The sequence below is a fragment of the Gottfriedia sp. OAE603 genome (assembly GCF_040543965.1).
Classification (GTDB): domain Bacteria; phylum Bacillota; class Bacilli; order Bacillales; family Bacillaceae_G; genus Gottfriedia; species Gottfriedia solisilvae.
In genome coordinates this window covers 3,834,162-3,855,354 of record NZ_JBEUNN010000001.1, presented here as the reverse complement: position 1 = coordinate 3,855,354, position 21,193 = coordinate 3,834,162, and the positions used below count along the sequence as shown (strand labels likewise).

Below are 21,193 nucleotides of genomic sequence, written 5' to 3'. Positions count from 1 at the left end.
GCCATTCAATTTAGCTCTCTCACGAACATCAACTTAAACTGAATGTGGAGGGATTTTATGTCAGCATTTTTAGGGGAGTTAATTGGGACAGCTTTGTTGATTGTTTTAGGTGGAGGCGTTTGTGCAGGTGTAAGTCTAAAGAAGTCATTTGCTAAGGATTCAGGTTGGATTGTTATAACACTGGGTTGGGGATTAGCAGTAGCGGTAGCTGTCTATGCTGTAGGAAGTATTAGTGGAGCGCATTTAAATCCAGCAGTTACTTTAGGATTAGCTTTTAAAGGTTCTTTTCCGTGGAGCCAAGTACCTGAATACATTGCTGCACAATTAATTGGTGCAATGATTGGGGCAACAATTGTATATTTACATTACTTACCGCATTGGAAGGAAACAGAGGATCCAGGTACTAAATTAGGTGTATTTGCAACAGGACCTGCTATCCCAAATACTTTTGCAAATTTATTAAGTGAACTTATTGGTACATTCATTTTAGTATTTGGTATTTTAGCAATCGGTTCAAATAAGTTTGCTGATGGATTAAATCCATTCATCGTTGGTTTCTTAATCGTAAGTATTGGTTTATCATTAGGTGGAACAACAGGGTATGCAATTAACCCAGCGCGTGATTTAGGTCCTCGAATTGCACATTTTTTACTGCCGATTGCAGGAAAAGGCGGATCGAACTGGAAATATGCATGGATACCAGTTGTAGCTCCATTATTAGGTGGTTCATTAGCGGGGTTATTTTACGAAGTAATATTTGAAGGTAAAAATAATGTAGCATTATATTATGTGATTTTTGTTACAGTGGTAATTCTAGCAATCTCTTATATGACAAGTAATATGAAAGTTAATAATAGTAATAATAGTAAAGTAGCTTAAGGAGGAGAATAAAAATGAAAAAATATATCCTTTCACTTGATCAAGGAACAACAAGTTCACGCGCTATTCTTTTTAATAAAGAAGGCAAAATTGTACATGTTGCACAAAAAGAATTTACACAACATTTTCCACATCCGGGTTGGGTAGAACATAACGCACAAGAAATTTGGGGTTCAATTTTAGCTGTCATTGCAACTTGTCTAAGTGAAGCAGATGTAAAACCAGAACAAATTGCTGCAATTGGTATTACGAATCAGCGTGAAACAACAGTTGTTTGGGATAAAAATACTGGTAAACCTGTATATAATGCGATCGTTTGGCAATCCCGTCAAACTGTTGACATTTGTGATGATTTAAAAGAAAAAGGCTATAGCGATATGGTTCGCGAAAAAACAGGTCTTTTAATTGATGCTTATTTCTCAGGAACAAAAGTAAAGTGGATTTTAGATCATGTTGAAGGTGCACGAGAAAAAGCAGAAAATGGAGATTTATTATTTGGAACAATTGATACATGGCTTGTTTGGAAATTATCTGGTGGAGCAGTACATGTCACTGATTATTCAAATGCATCTCGCACATTAATGTACAATATTTATGATTTAAGCTGGGATGAAGAGCTTCTTGATATGTTAACAATTCCAAAAAGTATGCTTCCGGAAGTACGATCTTCATCCGAAGTGTATGGTCATACAGTGGACTTCCACTTCTTTGGCCAAAATATACCGATAGCTGGTGTAGCTGGTGACCAGCAAGCAGCGCTATTTGGTCAAGCTTGCTACGGTGAAGGTATGGCTAAAAATACGTACGGAACTGGTTGTTTCATGTTAATGAATACAGGTGAAAAAGCTGTTAAATCTGAACATGGATTATTAACGACAATTGCTTGGGGTCTAAATGGAAAAGTTGAATATGCATTAGAAGGTAGTATTTTTGTTGCAGGTTCAGCTATTCAGTGGTTACGAGACGGCATGCGTATGTTTAAAGATGCTAGTCAGAGTGAGGAGTATGCTAAACGTGTAGAATCTACAGAAGGAGTATATGTAGTGCCTGCATTTGTAGGACTGGGTACTCCATACTGGGATAGTGAAGTACGTGGAGCAGTCTTTGGAGTAACTCGAGGCACTACAAAAGAACATTTCATTCGTGCTACGCTAGAATCTTTAGCATATCAAACTAAGGATGTTTTATTTGCTATGGAAAAAGACTCTGGAATTGAGCTTAAAACTCTGCGTGTAGATGGGGGAGCGGTTAAAAATAATTTCTTAATGCAATTCCAAAGTGATATTCTAGCTGTTCCTGTAGAACGTCCAGAAGTAAATGAAACTACGGCTTTGGGTGCTGCTTATTTAGCTGGTCTTGCCGTAGGGTATTGGGAAAATCAAGAATCGATTGCATCACAATGGAATATGGATCAAAGTTTTGCACCGACAATGGATGAAAATGTAAGTGAAGAGCTTTATTCTGGTTGGAAAAAGGCAATCGAAGCAACAAAAGCTTTTAAATAACATATGATAGTGATAAGATGAAAACAAGTTAATATTCGGTAGGAGATTGAGAGAGACCACAACACGCTATAGAAGCGAATTCTATAGTGATGTTTGTGGTCTCTTTTTTTCGTACCATAGGAGGCAAAAGTCATGAAATTTTCTAGTAAACAACGAAAAGAGCTATTAATTGGAGTAAATAAACAAGAGTTAGACGTAATTGTAATCGGAGGAGGCATTACTGGTGCTGGAATTGCACTTGATGGTGCTACTAGAGGTTTATCAACGATTGTCTTTGAAATGCAGGATTTCGCAGCAGGTACATCTAGTCGTTCAACAAAATTAGTTCATGGTGGTTTACGTTATTTGAAACAATTGGAAGTAAAGATGGTCGCTGAAGTAGGGAAAGAGCGGGCAATCGTTTACGAAAATGGCCCGCATGTTACTACGCCTGAATGGATGTTGCTACCGTTCCACAAGGGAGGTACTTTTGGTGCTTTCAGTACTTCAATCGGCCTTAGAGTTTATGATTTTCTGGCAGGAGTAAAAAGAAGTGAGCGTAGGAAAATGTTTAATCGTGAAGAAACGATGAAAAAGGAACCACTTGTTAAACAAGAGGGATTAAAAGGTGGCGGATATTATGTTGAATATCGTACTGATGATGCTCGTTTAACAATTGAAGTAATGAAGGAAGCGATTAATCAAGGAGCAAAAGCGGTAAACTATGCAAAAGTAAATGGATTCTTGTATAAGAATGGAAAAGTGTGTGGTGTCATTGTAGTGGATCTACTCGATGGTGAAGTATATGAAGTGTATGGTAAAAAAATAGTAAATGCAGCTGGTCCTTGGGTTGATACATTAAGGGAAAAAGATCAATCTAAAAAAGGAAAAATACTTCAATTATCAAAAGGCGTACACTTAGTAATTGATCATTCGCGCTTTCCTTTAGGGCAAGCGATTTACTTTGATACACCAGATGGCCGAATGGTATTTGCAATTCCACGTGGTGGCAAAACTTATGTTGGTACAACTGACACATTTTATAATGATGATGCAGCGTTACCGAAAATGACGAAAGAAGATAGTCAGTATATTATTGATGCGATTAACTATATGTTCCCTACAGTGAAGATAACAGAAAATGACATCGAATCTAGTTGGGCTGGAGTTCGACCTTTGATATATGAGGAAGGAAAGAATGCTTCTGAAATCTCACGTAAAGATGAAATTTGGACATCGGATTCTGGATTAATCACAATTGCGGGAGGAAAATTAACAGGTTATCGTAAAATGGCAGAAATGGTTATAGACTATGTGACGGATTTATTGAGGAAAGAAGGACATAGTGGTGCGTTTCCAAAAAGTGAAACGAAACATATGCCTATTTCTGGAGGGGATGTAGGTGGTGCGAAACGATTTACTACATTTATAGTAAATAAATCTAAAGAAGGTCAGGAGTTTGGATTAACAAGTAAACAAGCAGAACAATTTGCGAAATTTTATGGATCAAACGTTGATACGATTTTCCAGTTAGTTAGGAAACACCAAGAGGAACTAAAACAATATAATTTACCAGTAGATGTTCTAATACCACTTATTTATGCAATGCATTATGAAATGACCGTAAAACCTGTAGACTTTTTTATACGCCGCACAGGTGCTTTGTATTTTGATATAAATTGGGTATATGAATGGAAAGATGCAGTAATAACTTATATGTCAGCTGAATTTGGGTGGAGTAAAGATCAAAAAGTAAAATATGCTAATGAGTTGGAGGAAGCATTAATAGATGCTGTTTCACCAATAAATCAATTAGATGCTGCAACATATGCATAATCTATGAGCAAAGTTATTGTACTAGTGGTGAAAGTGATCCATTTAAAAGATGCTTCTTATTTATATGTGAATAAGGAGCATTTTTTATATTCCTTTATATCACTAGATGGATAGTAGCTAGGATATTATTTATATAATAGAAGATTCATATTCTAAATGTTTTAGATAAAGGACGAATGATTATTCTGAATAATATTACTTTTAGTTTATGGGTTGTAATCCGATCAGCTAACTGTTATATTAATTTATGTTGTTGCGAAACACTAACAACAAAACAAAAAAACATTTAAACAAACGTTGACATAAACGTTTGAGGGTGTTATGATATTTAAGTCGCTTACGAGTGACAAAGTGAACTTTGAAAACTAAACAAAACATGAAGTAAAACGTCAATTATTAGTTTTTTGAGCAATACAAGATTTAAACTTAACTATTATGGAGAGTTTGATCCTGGCTCAGGACGAACGCTGGCGGCGTGCCTAATACATGCAAGTCGAGCGGACTTGTAGGAGCTTGCTCCTGCAGGTTAGCGGCGGACGGGTGAGTAACACGTGGGCAACCTACCTGTAAGACTGGGATAACTTCGGGAAACCGGAGCTAATACCGGATGACATAAAGGAACTCCTGTTCCTTTATTGAAAGATGGCTTCGGCTATCACTTACAGATGGGCCCGCGGCGCATTAGCTAGTTGGTGAGGTAACGGCTCACCAAGGCGACGATGCGTAGCCGACCTGAGAGGGTGATCGGCCACACTGGGACTGAGACACGGCCCAGACTCCTACGGGAGGCAGCAGTAGGGAATCTTCCGCAATGGACGAAAGTCTGACGGAGCAACGCCGCGTGAACGATGAAGGCCTTCGGGTCGTAAAGTTCTGTTGTTAGGGAAGAACAAGTGCTAGTTAAATAAGCTGGCACCTTGACGGTACCTAACCAGAAAGCCACGGCTAACTACGTGCCAGCAGCCGCGGTAATACGTAGGTGGCAAGCGTTGTCCGGAATTATTGGGCGTAAAGCGCGCGCAGGCGGTTTCTTAAGTCTGATGTGAAAGCCCCCGGCTCAACCGGGGAGGGTCATTGGAAACTGGGAAACTTGAGTGCAGAAGAGGAAAGTGGAATTCCAAGTGTAGCGGTGAAATGCGTAGAGATTTGGAGGAACACCAGTGGCGAAGGCGACTTTCTGGTCTGTAACTGACGCTGAGGCGCGAAAGCGTGGGGAGCAAACAGGATTAGATACCCTGGTAGTCCACGCTGTAAACGATGAGTGCTAAGTGTTAGAGGGTTTCCGCCCTTTAGTGCTGAAGTTAACGCATTAAGCACTCCGCCTGGGGAGTACGGTCGCAAGACTGAAACTCAAAGGAATTGACGGGGGCCCGCACAAGTGGTGGAGCATGTGGTTTAATTCGAAGCAACGCGAAGAACCTTACCAGGTCTTGACATCCTCTGACAACCCTAGAGATAGGGCTTTCCCTTCGGGGACAGAGTGACAGGTGGTGCATGGTTGTCGTCAGCTCGTGTCGTGAGATGTTGGGTTAAGTCCCGCAACGAGCGCAACCCTTGATCTTAGTTGCCAGCATTTAGTTGGGCACTCTAAGGTGACTGCCGGTGACAAACCGGAGGAAGGTGGGGATGACGTCAAATCATCATGCCCCTTATGACCTGGGCTACACACGTGCTACAATGGATAGTACAAAGGGTTGCAAGACCGCGAGGTGGAGCTAATCCCATAAAACTATTCTCAGTTCGGATTGTAGGCTGCAACTCGCCTACATGAAGCCGGAATCACTAGTAATCGCGGATCAGCATGCCGCGGTGAATACGTTCCCGGGCCTTGTACACACCGCCCGTCACACCACGAGAGTTTGTAACACCCGAAGTCGGTGGGGTAACCTTTTAGGGGCCAGCCGCCTAAGGTGGGACAGATGATTGGGGTGAAGTCGTAACAAGGTAGCCGTATCGGAAGGTGCGGCTGGATCACCTCCTTTCTATGGAGACATCATGAACCGTTGGTTCATGCATGAAAAGATGTTTCTTCATTGTTTTGTTTAGTTTTGAGAGTTCACTCTCAATTTGTACCTTGAAAACTAGATAATGTCATTCATTAAACTGCGTAAGTTTAATTTAAGTTTTAAAATTAGTTAAGTTAGAAAGGGCGCACGGTGGATGCCTTGGCACTAGGAGTCGATGAAGGACGGGACTAACACCGATATGCTTCGGGGAGCTGTAAGTAAGCTTTGATCCGGAGATTTCCGAATGGGGGAACCCACTACTCGTAATGGAGTAGTATCTTTACCTGAATACATAGGGTACTGAGGACAGACCCAGGGAACTGAAACATCTAAGTACCTGGAGGAACAGAAAGCAAAATGCGATTTCCTGAGTAGCGGCGAGCGAAACGGAAGATAGCCCAAACCAAGAGGCTTGCCTCTTGGGGTTGTAGGACACTCTATACGGAGTTACAAAGGAACGGGGTAAATGAAGCGACCTGGAAAGGTCCGTCGAAGAAGGTAAAAACCCTGTAGTTGAAACCTCGTTCCCTCTTGAGTGGATCCTGAGTACGGCGGAACACGTGAAATTCCGTCGGAATCTGGGAGGACCATCTCCCAAGGCTAAATACTACCTAGTGACCGATAGTGAACCAGTACCGTGAGGGAAAGGTGAAAAGCACCCCGGAAGGGGAGTGAAAGAGAACCTGAAACCGTGTGCTTACAAATAGTCAGAGCTCGTTAATGAGTGATGGCGTGCCTTTTGTAGAATGAACCGGCGAGTTACGATCCCGTGCAAGGTTAAGTTGAAGAGACGGAGCCGCAGCGAAAGCGAGTCTGAATAGGGCGATATAGTACGTGGTCGTAGACCCGAAACCGAGTGATCTACCCATGTCCAGGATGAAGTTCAGGTAACACTGAATGGAGGTCCGAACCCACGCACGTTGAAAAGTGCGGGGATGAGGTGTGGGTAGCGGAGAAATTCCAATCGAACTCGGAGATAGCTGGTTCTCCCCGAAATAGCTTTAGGGCTAGCCTTATGTGTTAGAGTCTTGGAGGTAGAGCACTGATTGGACTAGGGGCCCCCAACGGGTTACCGAATTCAGTCAAACTCCGAATGCCAATGACTTATCCATAGGAGTCAGACTACGAGTGATAAGATCCGTGGTCAAGAGGGAAACAGCCCAGACCGCCAGCTAAGGTCCCAAAGTATACGTTAAGTGGAAAAGGATGTGGAGTTGCTTAGACAACCAGGATGTTGGCTTAGAAGCAGCCACCATTTAAAGAGTGCGTAATAGCTCACTGGTCGAGTGACTCTGCGCCGAAAATGTAACGGGGCTAAACGTATCACCGAAGCTGCGGATTGATACCGTATGGTATCAGTGGTAGGGGAGCGTTCTAAGGGCGTTGAAGCTAGATCGTAAGGACTGGTGGAGCGCTTAGAAGTGAGAATGCCGGTATGAGTAGCGAAAGACGGGTGAGAATCCCGTCCACCGTATGCCTAAGGTTTCCTGGGGAAGGCTCGTCCTCCCAGGGTTAGTCAGGACCTAAGCCGAGGCCGACAGGCGTAGGCGATGGACAACAGGTTGATATTCCTGTACCACCTGATTTCCGTTTGAGCAATGGAGGGACGCAGAAAGATAGGGTAAGCGCGCTGCTGGATATGCGCGTCCAAGCAATTAGGCTGATGTGTAGGCAAATCCGCACATCGTTAAGGCTGAGTTGTGATGGCGAGGGAAATATAGTACCGAAGTTCCTGATTCTACGCTGCCAAGAAAAGCTTCTAGCGAGGAAATAGGTGCCTGTACCGCAAACCGACACAGGTAGGCGAGGAGAGAATCCTAAGGTGAGCGAGAGAACTATGGTTAAGGAACTCGGCAAAATGACCCCGTAACTTCGGGAGAAGGGGTGCTCTTTTGGGTGCAAGCCCGGGAGAGCCGCAGTGAAAAGGCCCAAGCGACTGTTTAGCAAAAACACAGGTCTCTGCGAAGCCGTAAGGCGAAGTATAGGGGCTGACGCCTGCCCGGTGCTGGAAGGTTAAGAGGAGGGGTTATCCCTTACGGGAGAAGCTCTGAATTGAAGCCCCAGTAAACGGCGGCCGTAACTATAACGGTCCTAAGGTAGCGAAATTCCTTGTCGGGTAAGTTCCGACCCGCACGAAAGGCGTAACGATTTGGGCACTGTCTCAACCATAGACTCGGTGAAATTATAGTACCTGTGAAGATGCAGGTTACCCGCGACAGGACGGAAAGACCCCGTGGAGCTTTACTGCAGCTTGATATTGAATTTTGGTACAGCTTGTACAGGATAGGTAGGAGCCTGAGAAGCCGGAGCGCCAGCTTCGGTGGAGGCGTCGGTGGGATACTACCCTGGCTGTATTGAAATTCTAACCTAGAGCCGTTATCCGGCTCGGAGACAGTGTCAGGTGGGCAGTTTGACTGGGGCGGTCGCCTCCTAAAGAGTAACGGAGGCGCCCAAAGGTTCCCTCAGAATGGTTGGAAATCATTCGAAGAGTGTAAAGGCATAAGGGAGCTTGACTGCGAGACCTACAAGTCGAGCAGGGACGAAAGTCGGGCTTAGTGATCCGGTGGTTCCGCATGGAAGGGCCATCGCTCAACGGATAAAAGCTACCCCGGGGATAACAGGCTTATCTCCCCCAAGAGTCCACATCGACGGGGAGGTTTGGCACCTCGATGTCGGCTCATCGCATCCTGGGGCTGTAGTCGGTCCCAAGGGTTGGGCTGTTCGCCCATTAAAGCGGTACGCGAGCTGGGTTCAGAACGTCGTGAGACAGTTCGGTCCCTATCCGTCGTGGGCGCAGGAAATTTGAGAGGAGCTGTCCTTAGTACGAGAGGACCGGGATGGACACACCGCTGGTGTACCAGTTGTTCTGCCAAGAGCATGGCTGGGTAGCTATGTGTGGAAGGGATAAGTGCTGAAAGCATCTAAGCATGAAGCCCCCCTCAAGATGAGATTTCCCATAGCGTTAAGCTAGTAAGACCCCTGAGAGATGATCAGGTTGATAGGTCAGAGGTGGAAGCGTGGTGACACGTGGAGCTGACTGATACTAATCGGTCGAGGACTTAACTAACAAGTTTGATAATGACATTATCTAGTTTTGAGGGTACAAACCCACAAATAAATCAGGTGATTAAGGCGAAGAGGTCACACCCGTTCCCATACCGAACACGGCAGTTAAGCTCTTCAGCGTCGATGGTAGTTGGGGGTTTCCCCCTGTGAGAGTAGAACGTCGCCTGGTAAATGAAAAACATCAGCTATTAAGCTGATGTTTTTTTGTATTTATAAAGTAATATAAAAAAATGAAAAGATCTATTAAATACTTCATTTTCGAAGAAAATTTTTAATTAGATTACATGTTGAATTTAGAAGTTGTTTAATGATACTTCTTTATTTTAAACAGCTAATTTAAAAGTATTTAAAATAAACGTATATATAATTTGATTGGAAAAGTATTAAAGTTTTAGAAAAAAATGTGAATTGTATTCACATTATTAAACCAATGACGTTATTGGTGAATAGACTAATTTAACATATTAGGTTAGGAGGTCAAATATGGGAAAATTTAACTATATTGACTTAATCGCCACATTGGGAATTGAGGATGCACATCCAGGTGGGTTCGTTTTAACGAAAGAAATGGTGAAATTTTTGCCGATTAAATCGAATAGTTCTGTGTTAGAGGTTGGCTGTGGAACTGGTAAAACAGCACAATACTTATATGAAAAATATAAATGTTCCATTGATACGATCGATATTAACGATCGAATGTTAATCAAAGCTAAAAAACGATTTAATAAAAACAAGATACCGGTAAATTTATTCCAAGCAAGTGCAGAGAAACTGCCTTTTCAAGAAAATGTATACGATTTTCTTATATCTGAGTCCGTAACTAGCTTTACAAATGTAGATAAATCATTAAGTGAATATGCAAGGGTATTAAAAGAAGGTGGATATTTTCTAGCGATTGAAATGACAACAGAGAAACCTTTAACGGTTAGAGAACAAAAGGATATACAAGACGTTTACGGAATTTCAAAAACAAGAACGGTAAAAGAATGGGAGAATTCTTTAGTCAGAGCAGGTTTTAGTGAATACAAAATTATTCGAGGCGAAACAATTGTTAACTCTAGTACAAAACCAATGAACTCATTACCCTTCGATAAATTGCCACCTGATGGTATTGAATTACTACACAAATTTCAAAAATTAATATTACGTTATAAAGATGTATTAGGATATAGGGTGTTTTTATGTAGAAAACAAAGATAAGTAGTATAAACTTATCTTTGTTTTCTTTTTTTATTAAGTTGCTTATTAATGAAGGTGACAGGAATTTTTACTGAACACAATTTTAAGTTTATTAAACTGGATTTATTTTGTAGCTGCTAAAGTGTAGGAAAAAAGAAAAGACCATTTTTTGGTCTTTTCGGTAAATAATATATTTATTTTTCATTTTAAAAAAAGAATAAAGCAGCAAGAGCGATACCCGCGATAAAGCCTATAGCTATAGATACACCAAAGCCACATCCGAAGAATCCGCATCCAAAATTATCTCTCTCACGAAAGTTGTTATTATATCTTTGATCTTGACGGTAGTTTCTATTCGAATAATCTCTATTAGAATAGTTTCTGTTAGAGTAGTCTCTATTTGAATAATCTCTATTAGAATAGTTTCTGTTAGAGTAATCTCTGTCTGAGCTATTTCTGTTTGAATAATTTCTATTTGAGTAATCTCTATTCGAGTAATTTCTGTTTGATCTCTCTCTGTTAAAGTCATTTCTACTGCGATTTGATGATCTATTGTTAGAGTAATTAGAGTTTTGACGCTGTTGATCCATTGGTTCAATCCATACTTGATCATCAGTGACTTTAGTAATTCTACCATAGTGCTCTTTTCCAGATTTATCGTAAATGCGTACAACCTGCCCTCTATAATTATTACATAATTGACGGGCTTCATTACTTTGCATAACAATTCCTCCTTTCTTGTACTAATCTATGGAGAAGGAATAGCTTATGCTTGTACTTTTACCTAGTTGTATAAATAACTAATTAATTCATTAAGTATTTTTCGTTTTATTAAATTAATGTAAAATAAAAGCTTGCAATCGAATGGACGAGATGGTATATTTATTTATGTTGTCACAACGAAACAACTTGGACAACAAAAAAACAGAATAAAAAATTGTTGACATAAATGTTAATAAGATGTTATGATGTTTAAAGTCGCTTCTGAAGCGACAAAGTGAACTTTGAAAACTAAACAAAACATGAAGTAAAACGTCAATTATTAGTTTTTTGAGCAATACAAGATTTAAACTTAACTATTATGGAGAGTTTGATCCTGGCTCAGGACGAACGCTGGCGGCGTGCCTAATACATGCAAGTCGAGCGGACTTGTAGGAGCTTGCTCCTGCTGGTTAGCGGCGGACGGGTGAGTAACACGTGGGCAACCTACCTGTAAGACTGGGATAACTTCGGGAAACCGGAGCTAATACCGGATGACATAAAGGAACTCCTGTTCCTTTATTGAAAGATGGCTTCGGCTATCACTTACAGATGGGCCCGCGGCGCATTAGCTAGTTGGTGAGGTAACGGCTCACCAAGGCGACGATGCGTAGCCGACCTGAGAGGGTGATCGGCCACACTGGGACTGAGACACGGCCCAGACTCCTACGGGAGGCAGCAGTAGGGAATCTTCCGCAATGGACGAAAGTCTGACGGAGCAACGCCGCGTGAACGATGAAGGCCTTCGGGTCGTAAAGTTCTGTTGTTAGGGAAGAACAAGTGCTAGTTAAATAAGCTGGCACCTTGACGGTACCTAACCAGAAAGCCACGGCTAACTACGTGCCAGCAGCCGCGGTAATACGTAGGTGGCAAGCGTTGTCCGGAATTATTGGGCGTAAAGCGCGCGCAGGCGGTTTCTTAAGTCTGATGTGAAAGCCCCCGGCTCAACCGGGGAGGGTCATTGGAAACTGGGAAACTTGAGTGCAGAAGAGGAAAGTGGAATTCCAAGTGTAGCGGTGAAATGCGTAGAGATTTGGAGGAACACCAGTGGCGAAGGCGACTTTCTGGTCTGTAACTGACGCTGAGGCGCGAAAGCGTGGGGAGCAAACAGGATTAGATACCCTGGTAGTCCACGCTGTAAACGATGAGTGCTAAGTGTTAGAGGGTTTCCGCCCTTTAGTGCTGAAGTTAACGCATTAAGCACTCCGCCTGGGGAGTACGGTCGCAAGACTGAAACTCAAAGGAATTGACGGGGGCCCGCACAAGTGGTGGAGCATGTGGTTTAATTCGAAGCAACGCGAAGAACCTTACCAGGTCTTGACATCCTCTGACAACCCTAGAGATAGGGCTTTCCCTTCGGGGACAGAGTGACAGGTGGTGCATGGTTGTCGTCAGCTCGTGTCGTGAGATGTTGGGTTAAGTCCCGCAACGAGCGCAACCCTTGATCTTAGTTGCCAGCATTCAGTTGGGCACTCTAAGGTGACTGCCGGTGACAAACCGGAGGAAGGTGGGGATGACGTCAAATCATCATGCCCCTTATGACCTGGGCTACACACGTGCTACAATGGATAGTACAAAGGGTTGCAAGACCGCGAGGTGGAGCTAATCCCATAAAACTATTCTCAGTTCGGATTGTAGGCTGCAACTCGCCTACATGAAGCCGGAATCACTAGTAATCGCGGATCAGCATGCCGCGGTGAATACGTTCCCGGGCCTTGTACACACCGCCCGTCACACCACGAGAGTTTGTAACACCCGAAGTCGGTGGGGTAACCTTTTAGGGGCCAGCCGCCTAAGGTGGGACAGATGATTGGGGTGAAGTCGTAACAAGGTAGCCGTATCGGAAGGTGCGGCTGGATCACCTCCTTTCTATGGAGACATCATGAACCGTTGGTTCATGCATGAAAAGATGTTTCTTCATTGTTTTGTTTAGTTTTGAGAGTTCACTCTCAATTTGTACCTTGAAAACTAGATAATGTCATTCATTAAACTGCGTAAGTTTAATTTAAGTTTTAAAATTAGTTAAGTTAGAAAGGGCGCACGGTGGATGCCTTGGCACTAGGAGTCGATGAAGGACGGGACTAACACCGATATGCTTCGGGGAGCTGTAAGTAAGCTTTGATCCGGAGATTTCCGAATGGGGGAACCCACTACTCGTAATGGAGTAGTATCTTTACCTGAATACATAGGGTACTGAGGACAGACCCAGGGAACTGAAACATCTAAGTACCTGGAGGAACAGAAAGCAAAATGCGATTTCCTGAGTAGCGGCGAGCGAAACGGAAGATAGCCCAAACCAAGAGGCTTGCCTCTTGGGGTTGTAGGACACTCTATACGGAGTTACAAAGGAACGGGGTAAATGAAGCGACCTGGAAAGGTCCGTCGAAGAAGGTAAAAACCCTGTAGTTGAAACCTCGTTCCCTCTTGAGTGGATCCTGAGTACGGCGGAACACGTGAAATTCCGTCGGAATCTGGGAGGACCATCTCCCAAGGCTAAATACTACCTAGTGACCGATAGTGAACCAGTACCGTGAGGGAAAGGTGAAAAGCACCCCGGAAGGGGAGTGAAAGAGAACCTGAAACCGTGTGCTTACAAATAGTCAGAGCTCGTTAATGAGTGATGGCGTGCCTTTTGTAGAATGAACCGGCGAGTTACGATCCCGTGCAAGGTTAAGTTGAAGAGACGGAGCCGCAGCGAAAGCGAGTCTGAATAGGGCGATATAGTACGTGGTCGTAGACCCGAAACCGAGTGATCTACCCATGTCCAGGATGAAGTTCAGGTAACACTGAATGGAGGTCCGAACCCACGCACGTTGAAAAGTGCGGGGATGAGGTGTGGGTAGCGGAGAAATTCCAATCGAACTCGGAGATAGCTGGTTCTCCCCGAAATAGCTTTAGGGCTAGCCTTATGTGTTAGAGTCTTGGAGGTAGAGCACTGATTGGACTAGGGGCCCCCAACGGGTTACCGAATTCAGTCAAACTCCGAATGCCAATGACTTATCCATAGGAGTCAGACTACGAGTGATAAGATCCGTGGTCAAGAGGGAAACAGCCCAGACCGCCAGCTAAGGTCCCAAAGTATACGTTAAGTGGAAAAGGATGTGGAGTTGCTTAGACAACCAGGATGTTGGCTTAGAAGCAGCCACCATTTAAAGAGTGCGTAATAGCTCACTGGTCGAGTGACTCTGCGCCGAAAATGTAACGGGGCTAAACGTATCACCGAAGCTGCGGATTGATACCGTATGGTATCAGTGGTAGGGGAGCGTTCTAAGGGCGTTGAAGCTAGATCGTAAGGACTGGTGGAGCGCTTAGAAGTGAGAATGCCGGTATGAGTAGCGAAAGACGGGTGAGAATCCCGTCCACCGTATGCCTAAGGTTTCCTGGGGAAGGCTCGTCCTCCCAGGGTTAGTCAGGACCTAAGCCGAGGCCGACAGGCGTAGGCGATGGACAACAGGTTGATATTCCTGTACCACCTGATTTCCGTTTGAGCAATGGAGGGACGCAGAAAGATAGGGTAAGCGCGCTGCTGGATATGCGCGTCCAAGCAATTAGGCTGATGTGTAGGCAAATCCGCACATCGTTAAGGCTGAGTTGTGATGGCGAGGGAAAATATAGTACCGAAGTTCCTGATTCTACGCTGCCAAGAAAAGCTTCTAGCGAGGAAATAGGTGCCTGTACCGCAAACCGACACAGGTAGGCGAGGAGAGAATCCTAAGGTGAGCGAGAGAACTATGGTTAAGGAACTCGGCAAAATGACCCCGTAACTTCGGGAGAAGGGGTGCTCTTTTGGGTGCAAGCCCGGGAGAGCCGCAGTGAAAAGGCCCAAGCGACTGTTTAGCAAAAACACAGGTCTCTGCGAAGCCGTAAGGCGAAGTATAGGGGCTGACGCCTGCCCGGTGCTGGAAGGTTAAGAGGAGGGGTTATCCCTTACGGGAGAAGCTCTGAATTGAAGCCCCAGTAAACGGCGGCCGTAACTATAACGGTCCTAAGGTAGCGAAATTCCTTGTCGGGTAAGTTCCGACCCGCACGAAAGGCGTAACGATTTGGGCACTGTCTCAACCATAGACTCGGTGAAATTATAGTACCTGTGAAGATGCAGGTTACCCGCGACAGGACGGAAAGACCCCGTGGAGCTTTACTGCAGCTTGATATTGAATTTTGGTACAGCTTGTACAGGATAGGTAGGAGCCTGAGAAGCCGGAGCGCCAGCTTCGGTGGAGGCGTCGGTGGGATACTACCCTGGCTGTATTGAAATTCTAACCTAGAGCCGTTATCCGGCTCGGAGACAGTGTCAGGTGGGCAGTTTGACTGGGGCGGTCGCCTCCTAAAGAGTAACGGAGGCGCCCAAAGGTTCCCTCAGAATGGTTGGAAATCATTCGAAGAGTGTAAAGGCATAAGGGAGCTTGACTGCGAGACCTACAAGTCGAGCAGGGACGAAAGTCGGGCTTAGTGATCCGGTGGTTCCGCATGGAAGGGCCATCGCTCAACGGATAAAAGCTACCCCGGGGATAACAGGCTTATCTCCCCCAAGAGTCCACATCGACGGGGAGGTTTGGCACCTCGATGTCGGCTCATCGCATCCTGGGGCTGTAGTCGGTCCCAAGGGTTGGGCTGTTCGCCCATTAAAGCGGTACGCGAGCTGGGTTCAGAACGTCGTGAGACAGTTCGGTCCCTATCCGTCGTGGGCGCAGGAAATTTGAGAGGAGCTGTCCTTAGTACGAGAGGACCGGGATGGACACACCGCTGGTGTACCAGTTGTTCTGCCAAGAGCATGGCTGGGTAGCTATGTGTGGAAGGGATAAGTGCTGAAAGCATCTAAGCATGAAGCCCCCCTCAAGATGAGATTTCCCATAGCGTTAAGCTAGTAAGACCCCTGAGAGATGATCAGGTTGATAGGTCAGAGGTGGAAGCGTGGTGACACGTGGAGCTGACTGATACTAATCGGTCGAGGACTTAACTAACAAGTTTGATAATGACATTATCTAGTTTTGAGGGTACAAACCCACAAATAAATCAGGTGATTAAGGCGAAGAGGTCACACCCGTTCCCATACCGAACACGGCAGTTAAGCTCTTCAGCGTCGATGGTAGTTGGGGGTTTCCCCCTGTGAGAGTAGAACGTCGCCTGGTAAATGAAAAACATCAGCTATTAAGCTGATGTTTTTTTGTATTTGTTCTTATTTTACTTATAACCGAGAGAGGTCCAGTGAAATTTAGGAGGCAAGTATAATGACCGAATGAAATTTTTCGTGCTTCACTAAAATGAATGTATACCTGAATAAACAATAACAATGGTCTTATATTTTAAGGTAAAGAGTAAATAATATTAATACTGGGCAAACACCCTTCTAAGAGAGTTTACATATGTTAGATTGAACGGAGGGGAATAGATGAGAGGGAAAATTCGTAATTATTATGCAGGTGGCAACACAGCAAAAGGATTTTATAATCTCTATGACTCAGCTTTAGAGGATTTAAACAAATTATATATTCTAAAAGGTGGACCAGGAACAGGTAAATCAACCTTGATAAAATCAATTGGAGAGTTCATCGTTAACAAAGGAATAAATATAGAATATTTACATTGCTCTTCAGATACCAAATCTGTTGACGGTGTTATTATCCCGGAATTTCAAATTGGAATAGTTGATGGGACCGCACCCCATATAATTGAACCGAAAGCTCCTGGTGTAATTGAAGAATACGTCAATCTAGGTGTCGCATGGAACTCGAAAAAATTATCAGTTCATAAAGAAGCAATATTATCTTTAAATGATGAGATTTCGAGGAAATTTCAAACTGCATATGACACATTTTCTGCTGCACTAAAGGCTCATGATGAAATAGAAGAAATTTATATATCTAATATGGACTTTCAAGAAGCTAATAAACTGACTGATGAACTAAATGAGTTATTCTTTAGTAATGATACTGTATCAAAAGAACCTAAGATAAAGCATAGATTTCTAGGCGCAGCTACTCCAAGTGGTGCAGTTGATTTTATTCAAAATTTAACAGAAGACATTGAAAAACGTTATTTTATTAAAGGTAGAGCAGGTTCCGGTAAATCTACTATGTTAAAGAAAATTGCATCAGTAGGAGAATCAAGAGGGTTTGATATTGAGATTTATCATTGCGGCTTCGATCCAAATAGTCTAGATATGGTGATAATTCCCGAAAAAAGCATAGCAATTTTTGATAGCACTGCTCCACACGAATACTTTCCAGATCGAAAAAATGATGAAATAATTGATATGTATGAAAGATGTATAACACCAGGGACTGATGAGAAATTTTCAAGTGAAATTGAAAGAACGACAAAGTCCTATAAAGATAAAATGAAAGAGGCTATATCTTACTTGGCAGAAGTAAAAGTCCTTCGGGATCAGTTAGAAGCGATATATATAGAAGCCATGGACTTTTCTAAAGTTGATCAAATTCAAATGGAAATACTTGAAGAAATTATAAGTATAATTGAATAAAAATATATTGTTTGAAAAGGCGTAGACCACATCGGTCTTGCCTTTTTAATTTTATTGTGTTGATAGCTTTCTGATTTTAAGGTAATGTATAAGTAATTTCAAAGTGGTAAGTTTTTTAATAATTTGATTAGTGAGCATTCTTATTTCAAATTCACTAAATTGAATCCAGAAAAGAAGGTATTAGAGAAAAGAATGTAAAAATCAATCATATTCACGTAAAATAGAACATAAAAATAGAGCAAAACACGAACATTAAAATATTTTTTAAATAAAATATTCATATTTATTGAAAAAGGTAACATTAATTGTTACTATAAATATAGGAAGTTTAGCAAAACCTCATATAAAGTTGGGAATATGGCCCAAAAGTTTCTACCTAGTAACCTTAAATTACTAGACTATGAGGGGAAGTTAATCACACGTGTACGTTTATTTGTATGCGCCTAGGTAGATTATCTTTCTCATCATAGAGATAATACTACTCTAGGCTTTTTTTGTGGAAAAAATTAACAGCGATAATTTACTTGGGGGAAAATGGATGAAACCGGTAGTTGGGATCATTATGGGAAGTACAAGTGATTGGGAAACAATGAAAAATGCATGTGATGTATTAGATGAACTAAATATTAGCTATGAAAAACGAGTGGTATCAGCTCATCGTACACCAGATTTAATGTTTGAATATGCAGAAACAGCTAGAGAAAGAGGAATACAAGTAATAATTGCTGGCGCAGGTGGGGCTGCTCATCTACCGGGAATGGTTGCTGCGAAAACAACATTACCCGTAATTGGCGTACCGGTTCAATCTAAAGCTTTAAATGGATTAGATTCATTACTATCAATCGTACAAATGCCAGGAGGAGTGCCAGTAGCAACAGTAGCAATTGGTAAAGCAGGAGCTACAAACGCTGGATTACTTGCAGCACAAATTATTAGTATTCATAAACAAGAAGTTTATCAAGCGTTAGAATCCCGTCGTGAAAACACACGAAAAGAAGTGACAGAAGGTAGTGTTTTACTATGAATAAAAAAGTAATCTTACCAGGACAAACAATTGGCATTATCGGCGGTGGACAGTTAGGTAGAATGATGGCACTTTCTGCAAAAGAAATGGGATATAAAATTGCCGTTTTAGATCCTACGCCGAATTCACCATGTGGACAAATTGCCGATTTCGAGATAACTGCTGAATACTCTGACTTACAAGCAATTAGTCAGCTTGCGGAATTAAGTGACGTTATAACATATGAATTTGAAAATATAGATGTAAAAGCTTTGGAATATTTAGAAGGAAATTCATATTTACCACAAGGTAGTGAGTTATTGAAGTTAACGAGAAATAGGTTAACAGAGAAGACTGCCATTCAAAATTTAGGTATCCAGGTTGCACCTTTTCGTTTAGTAGAAAATGAGGCTCAATTTTTTGAAGCAATTTCAATAATTGGTTTACCTGCAGTTTTGAAAACAACAACGGGTGGATATGATGGAAAAGGACAAGTCGTAATAAAATCAGAGGTAGCTTTTGAGGAAGCATTAAGTTTAATTGCTAAACAACAATGTATTCTTGAAGGGTGGGTACCTTTTGAAAAAGAATTGTCAATTATTGTCGCAAGAAATTTAAACGGGGATGTAAATACTTTCCCAATTGCAGAAAATGTACATTTTAATCAAATACTTCATACATCATCAGTACCAGCAAACATAACAGAATCTGTAAAAAACACTGTTGATCAATATGCAGAAAAAATTGCTAGTTCATTTCATTTAGTGGGTGTTTTGGCAATTGAATTATTTGTTACAAGCGATGGGCAGGTTTTTGTAAATGAATTAGCTCCACGTCCACATAATTCAGGACATTATAGTATGAATGCGGGCGAGACTTCACAGTTTAATCAACATGTTAGAGCAATATGTAATTTACCTTTAGGAAGTACTGAATTATTAAAACCAGTTGTAATGGTAAACATACTTGGTGAACATGTTGAAGAAGTATTAAAAGTTATGAAGAAAGATAGCACTTTAAAAGTTCATCTTTACGGTAAAGAGGAAAGTAAAAAAGGCCGTAAAATGGGACATATTAATATTATGGCAGCAACAACCGAAGAAGCAATGAAAAAAGTAGAAGAGTTAGGGATCTGGAAAAGGAACCCAGTGGAGGTAAATGTATGATTGAACGTTATTCACGCCCAGAAATGGCAGCTATTTGGACAGAAGAAAACAAATTTAAAGCTTGGTTAGAAGTTGAAATCTTAGCTTGTGAAGCATGGGCTGAATTAGGTGATATTCCAAAAGAGGACGTAAAAGTATTACGTGAGAATGCTTCTTTTGATATCAATAGAATTTATGAGATTGAAAAAGAAACTCGTCATGATGTAGTAGCGTTTACTCGTGCAGTATCAGAAACATTAGGCGATGAGCGTAAATGGGTACATTACGGTTTAACATCTACAGACGTAGTAGATACGGCACTTTCGTATTTATTAAAACAAGCAAATGATATTTTATTTAAAGACATAGAGAATTTTATTGGAATTCTTGAAAATAAAGCAAAAGAACATAAGTATACAGTAATGATGGGACGTACTCATGGTGTTCATGCAGAACCAACTACATTCGGCCTAAAGCTTGCTCTATGGACGGAAGAAATGAAACGTAACTTAGAACGCTTCAAGCATGCTACTGAAAGTGTGAGAGTTGGTAAGATTTCAGGAGCTGTAGGAACATATGCAAATATTCCTCCGTTTGTTGAAGAATATGTATGTGAGAAATTAGGTATTCAAGCTGCACCTATTTCAACTCAAACATTACAACGTGATCGTCATGCGCACTATATGTCGACATTATCTTTAATTGCAACATCAATCGAGAAGTTTGCAACTGAAGTACGTGGATTACAAAAAAGTGAAACACGCGAAGTAGAAGAATTCTTTGCTAAAGGTCAAAAAGGTTCTTCTGCAATGCCTCATAAGCGTAACCCGATTGGTTCTGAAAATATGACAGGGTTAGCACGTGTTATTAGAGGACATATGATTACAGCATATGAAAACGTGTCACTTTGGCATGAAAGAGATATTTCTCATTCATCAGCAGAAAGAATTATCCTACCAGATGCAACAATTCTTTTAAACTATATGTTAAACCGTTTTGGTAATATCGTGAAAAACTTAACTGTTTTCCCTGAAAACATGAAACGCAATATGGATAGAACGTATGGATTGATTTACTCACAACGTGTATTACTTGCTCTAATCGAAAAAGGAATGTCACGTGAAGAGGCTTATGATACAGTTCAACCAAAAGCAATGGAAGCATGGGAAACACAAGTACAATTTAAAGAATTAGTAGAAGCTGAAGAAAAAATTACCTCATTATTAACGAAAGAGGAAATTGCTGATTGCTTCGACTATAGCTACCATTTAAGTCAAGTAGATACAATCTTTGAACGCTTAGGATTAAATTAAGAAATATGCGTTTGGCTAGGGTGGATTCATTTTCGACCTTAG

Annotated in this window: 9 protein-coding genes, 6 rRNA genes and 1 riboswitch; of the genes, 14 read left to right on the top strand and 1 reads right to left on the bottom strand. The window is 42.0% G+C overall.

The genetic code is table 11. From position 1 onward, the window contains the following. Positions 1 to 57 precede the first annotated feature (57 nt). From ABID96_RS19330 to ABID96_RS19300, 7 genes are all read left to right on the top strand, one after another. Positions 58 to 879: an MIP/aquaporin family protein gene (locus tag ABID96_RS19330; RefSeq protein ID WP_142283149.1), complete on the top strand. Its 822-nt coding sequence runs from the start codon at positions 58 to 60 to the stop codon at positions 877 to 879. Positions 880 to 893: 14 nt separating this feature from the next. Next, a complete protein-coding gene (gene glpK / locus ABID96_RS19325; protein ID WP_192604458.1) occupies positions 894 to 2,384 on the top strand; it encodes a glycerol kinase GlpK in 1,491 nt (496 codons plus the stop codon). Between the two features lie 132 nt (positions 2,385 to 2,516). After that, positions 2,517 to 4,199, top strand: a complete 1,683-nt coding sequence (locus tag ABID96_RS19320) for a glycerol-3-phosphate dehydrogenase/oxidase (protein WP_192604459.1) — start codon at positions 2,517 to 2,519, stop codon at positions 4,197 to 4,199. Between the two features lie 432 nt (positions 4,200 to 4,631). After that, positions 4,632 to 6,181: ribosomal RNA gene (locus ABID96_RS19315) — 16S ribosomal RNA — on the top strand. A gap of 151 nt (positions 6,182 to 6,332) precedes the next feature. Further along, a 23S ribosomal RNA gene (locus ABID96_RS19310) occupies positions 6,333 to 9,272 on the top strand. A 52-nt stretch (positions 9,273 to 9,324) separates the two neighbouring features. Next, a 5S ribosomal RNA gene (rrf, locus tag ABID96_RS19305) occupies positions 9,325 to 9,440 on the top strand. Together the 16S, 23S and 5S rRNA genes form the textbook arrangement of a ribosomal RNA operon. A 314-nt stretch (positions 9,441 to 9,754) precedes the next feature. Beyond that, positions 9,755 to 10,471 carry a class I SAM-dependent methyltransferase gene (locus ABID96_RS19300; protein ID WP_192604590.1) on the top strand — a complete coding sequence of 239 codons (717 nt, stop codon included), beginning with the start codon at positions 9,755 to 9,757 and terminating at the stop codon, positions 10,469 to 10,471. Between the two features lie 185 nt (positions 10,472 to 10,656). Here the strand turns inward: ABID96_RS19300 and ABID96_RS19295 are convergent, their stop codons facing one another. After that, positions 10,657 to 11,172, bottom strand: a complete 516-nt coding sequence (locus tag ABID96_RS19295) for a hypothetical protein (protein ID WP_192604591.1) — start codon at positions 11,170 to 11,172, stop codon at positions 10,657 to 10,659. Positions 11,173 to 11,528: 356 nt separating this feature from the next. Between ABID96_RS19295 and ABID96_RS19290 the strand changes: the two genes are divergently transcribed. The 7 genes from ABID96_RS19290 (at position 11,529) to purB (ending at position 21,151) form a co-directional block, all read left to right on the top strand. Beyond that, a 16S ribosomal RNA gene (locus tag ABID96_RS19290) occupies positions 11,529 to 13,078 on the top strand. Between the two features lie 151 nt (positions 13,079 to 13,229). Continuing rightward, positions 13,230 to 16,170 (top strand): 23S ribosomal RNA (locus tag ABID96_RS19285). A 52-nt stretch (positions 16,171 to 16,222) separates the two neighbouring features. Continuing rightward, a 5S ribosomal RNA gene (rrf, locus tag ABID96_RS19280) occupies positions 16,223 to 16,338 on the top strand. 260 nt (positions 16,339 to 16,598) lie between these two features. Further along, positions 16,599 to 17,690, top strand: a complete 1,092-nt coding sequence (locus tag ABID96_RS19275; RefSeq protein WP_192603707.1) for a PRK06851 family protein — start codon at positions 16,599 to 16,601, stop codon at positions 17,688 to 17,690. Between the two features lie 319 nt (positions 17,691 to 18,009). After that, a riboswitch (purine riboswitch) is annotated at positions 18,010 to 18,111 on the top strand. Positions 18,112 to 18,228: 117 nt separating this feature from the next. Further along, positions 18,229 to 18,714, top strand: a complete 486-nt coding sequence (gene purE / locus ABID96_RS19270; protein ID WP_192603708.1) for a 5-(carboxyamino)imidazole ribonucleotide mutase — start codon at positions 18,229 to 18,231, stop codon at positions 18,712 to 18,714. Next, positions 18,711 to 19,859, top strand: coding sequence for a 5-(carboxyamino)imidazole ribonucleotide synthase (purK, locus tag ABID96_RS19265; protein WP_192603709.1), 1,149 nt, complete (start codon positions 18,711 to 18,713; stop codon positions 19,857 to 19,859). Before purE ends, purK begins: the two co-directional genes overlap by 4 nt. Continuing rightward, a complete protein-coding gene (gene purB, locus ABID96_RS19260; protein WP_088001772.1) occupies positions 19,856 to 21,151 on the top strand; it encodes an adenylosuccinate lyase in 1,296 nt (431 codons plus the stop codon). Before purK ends, purB begins: the two co-directional genes overlap by 4 nt. Positions 21,152 to 21,193 lie beyond the last annotated feature (42 nt).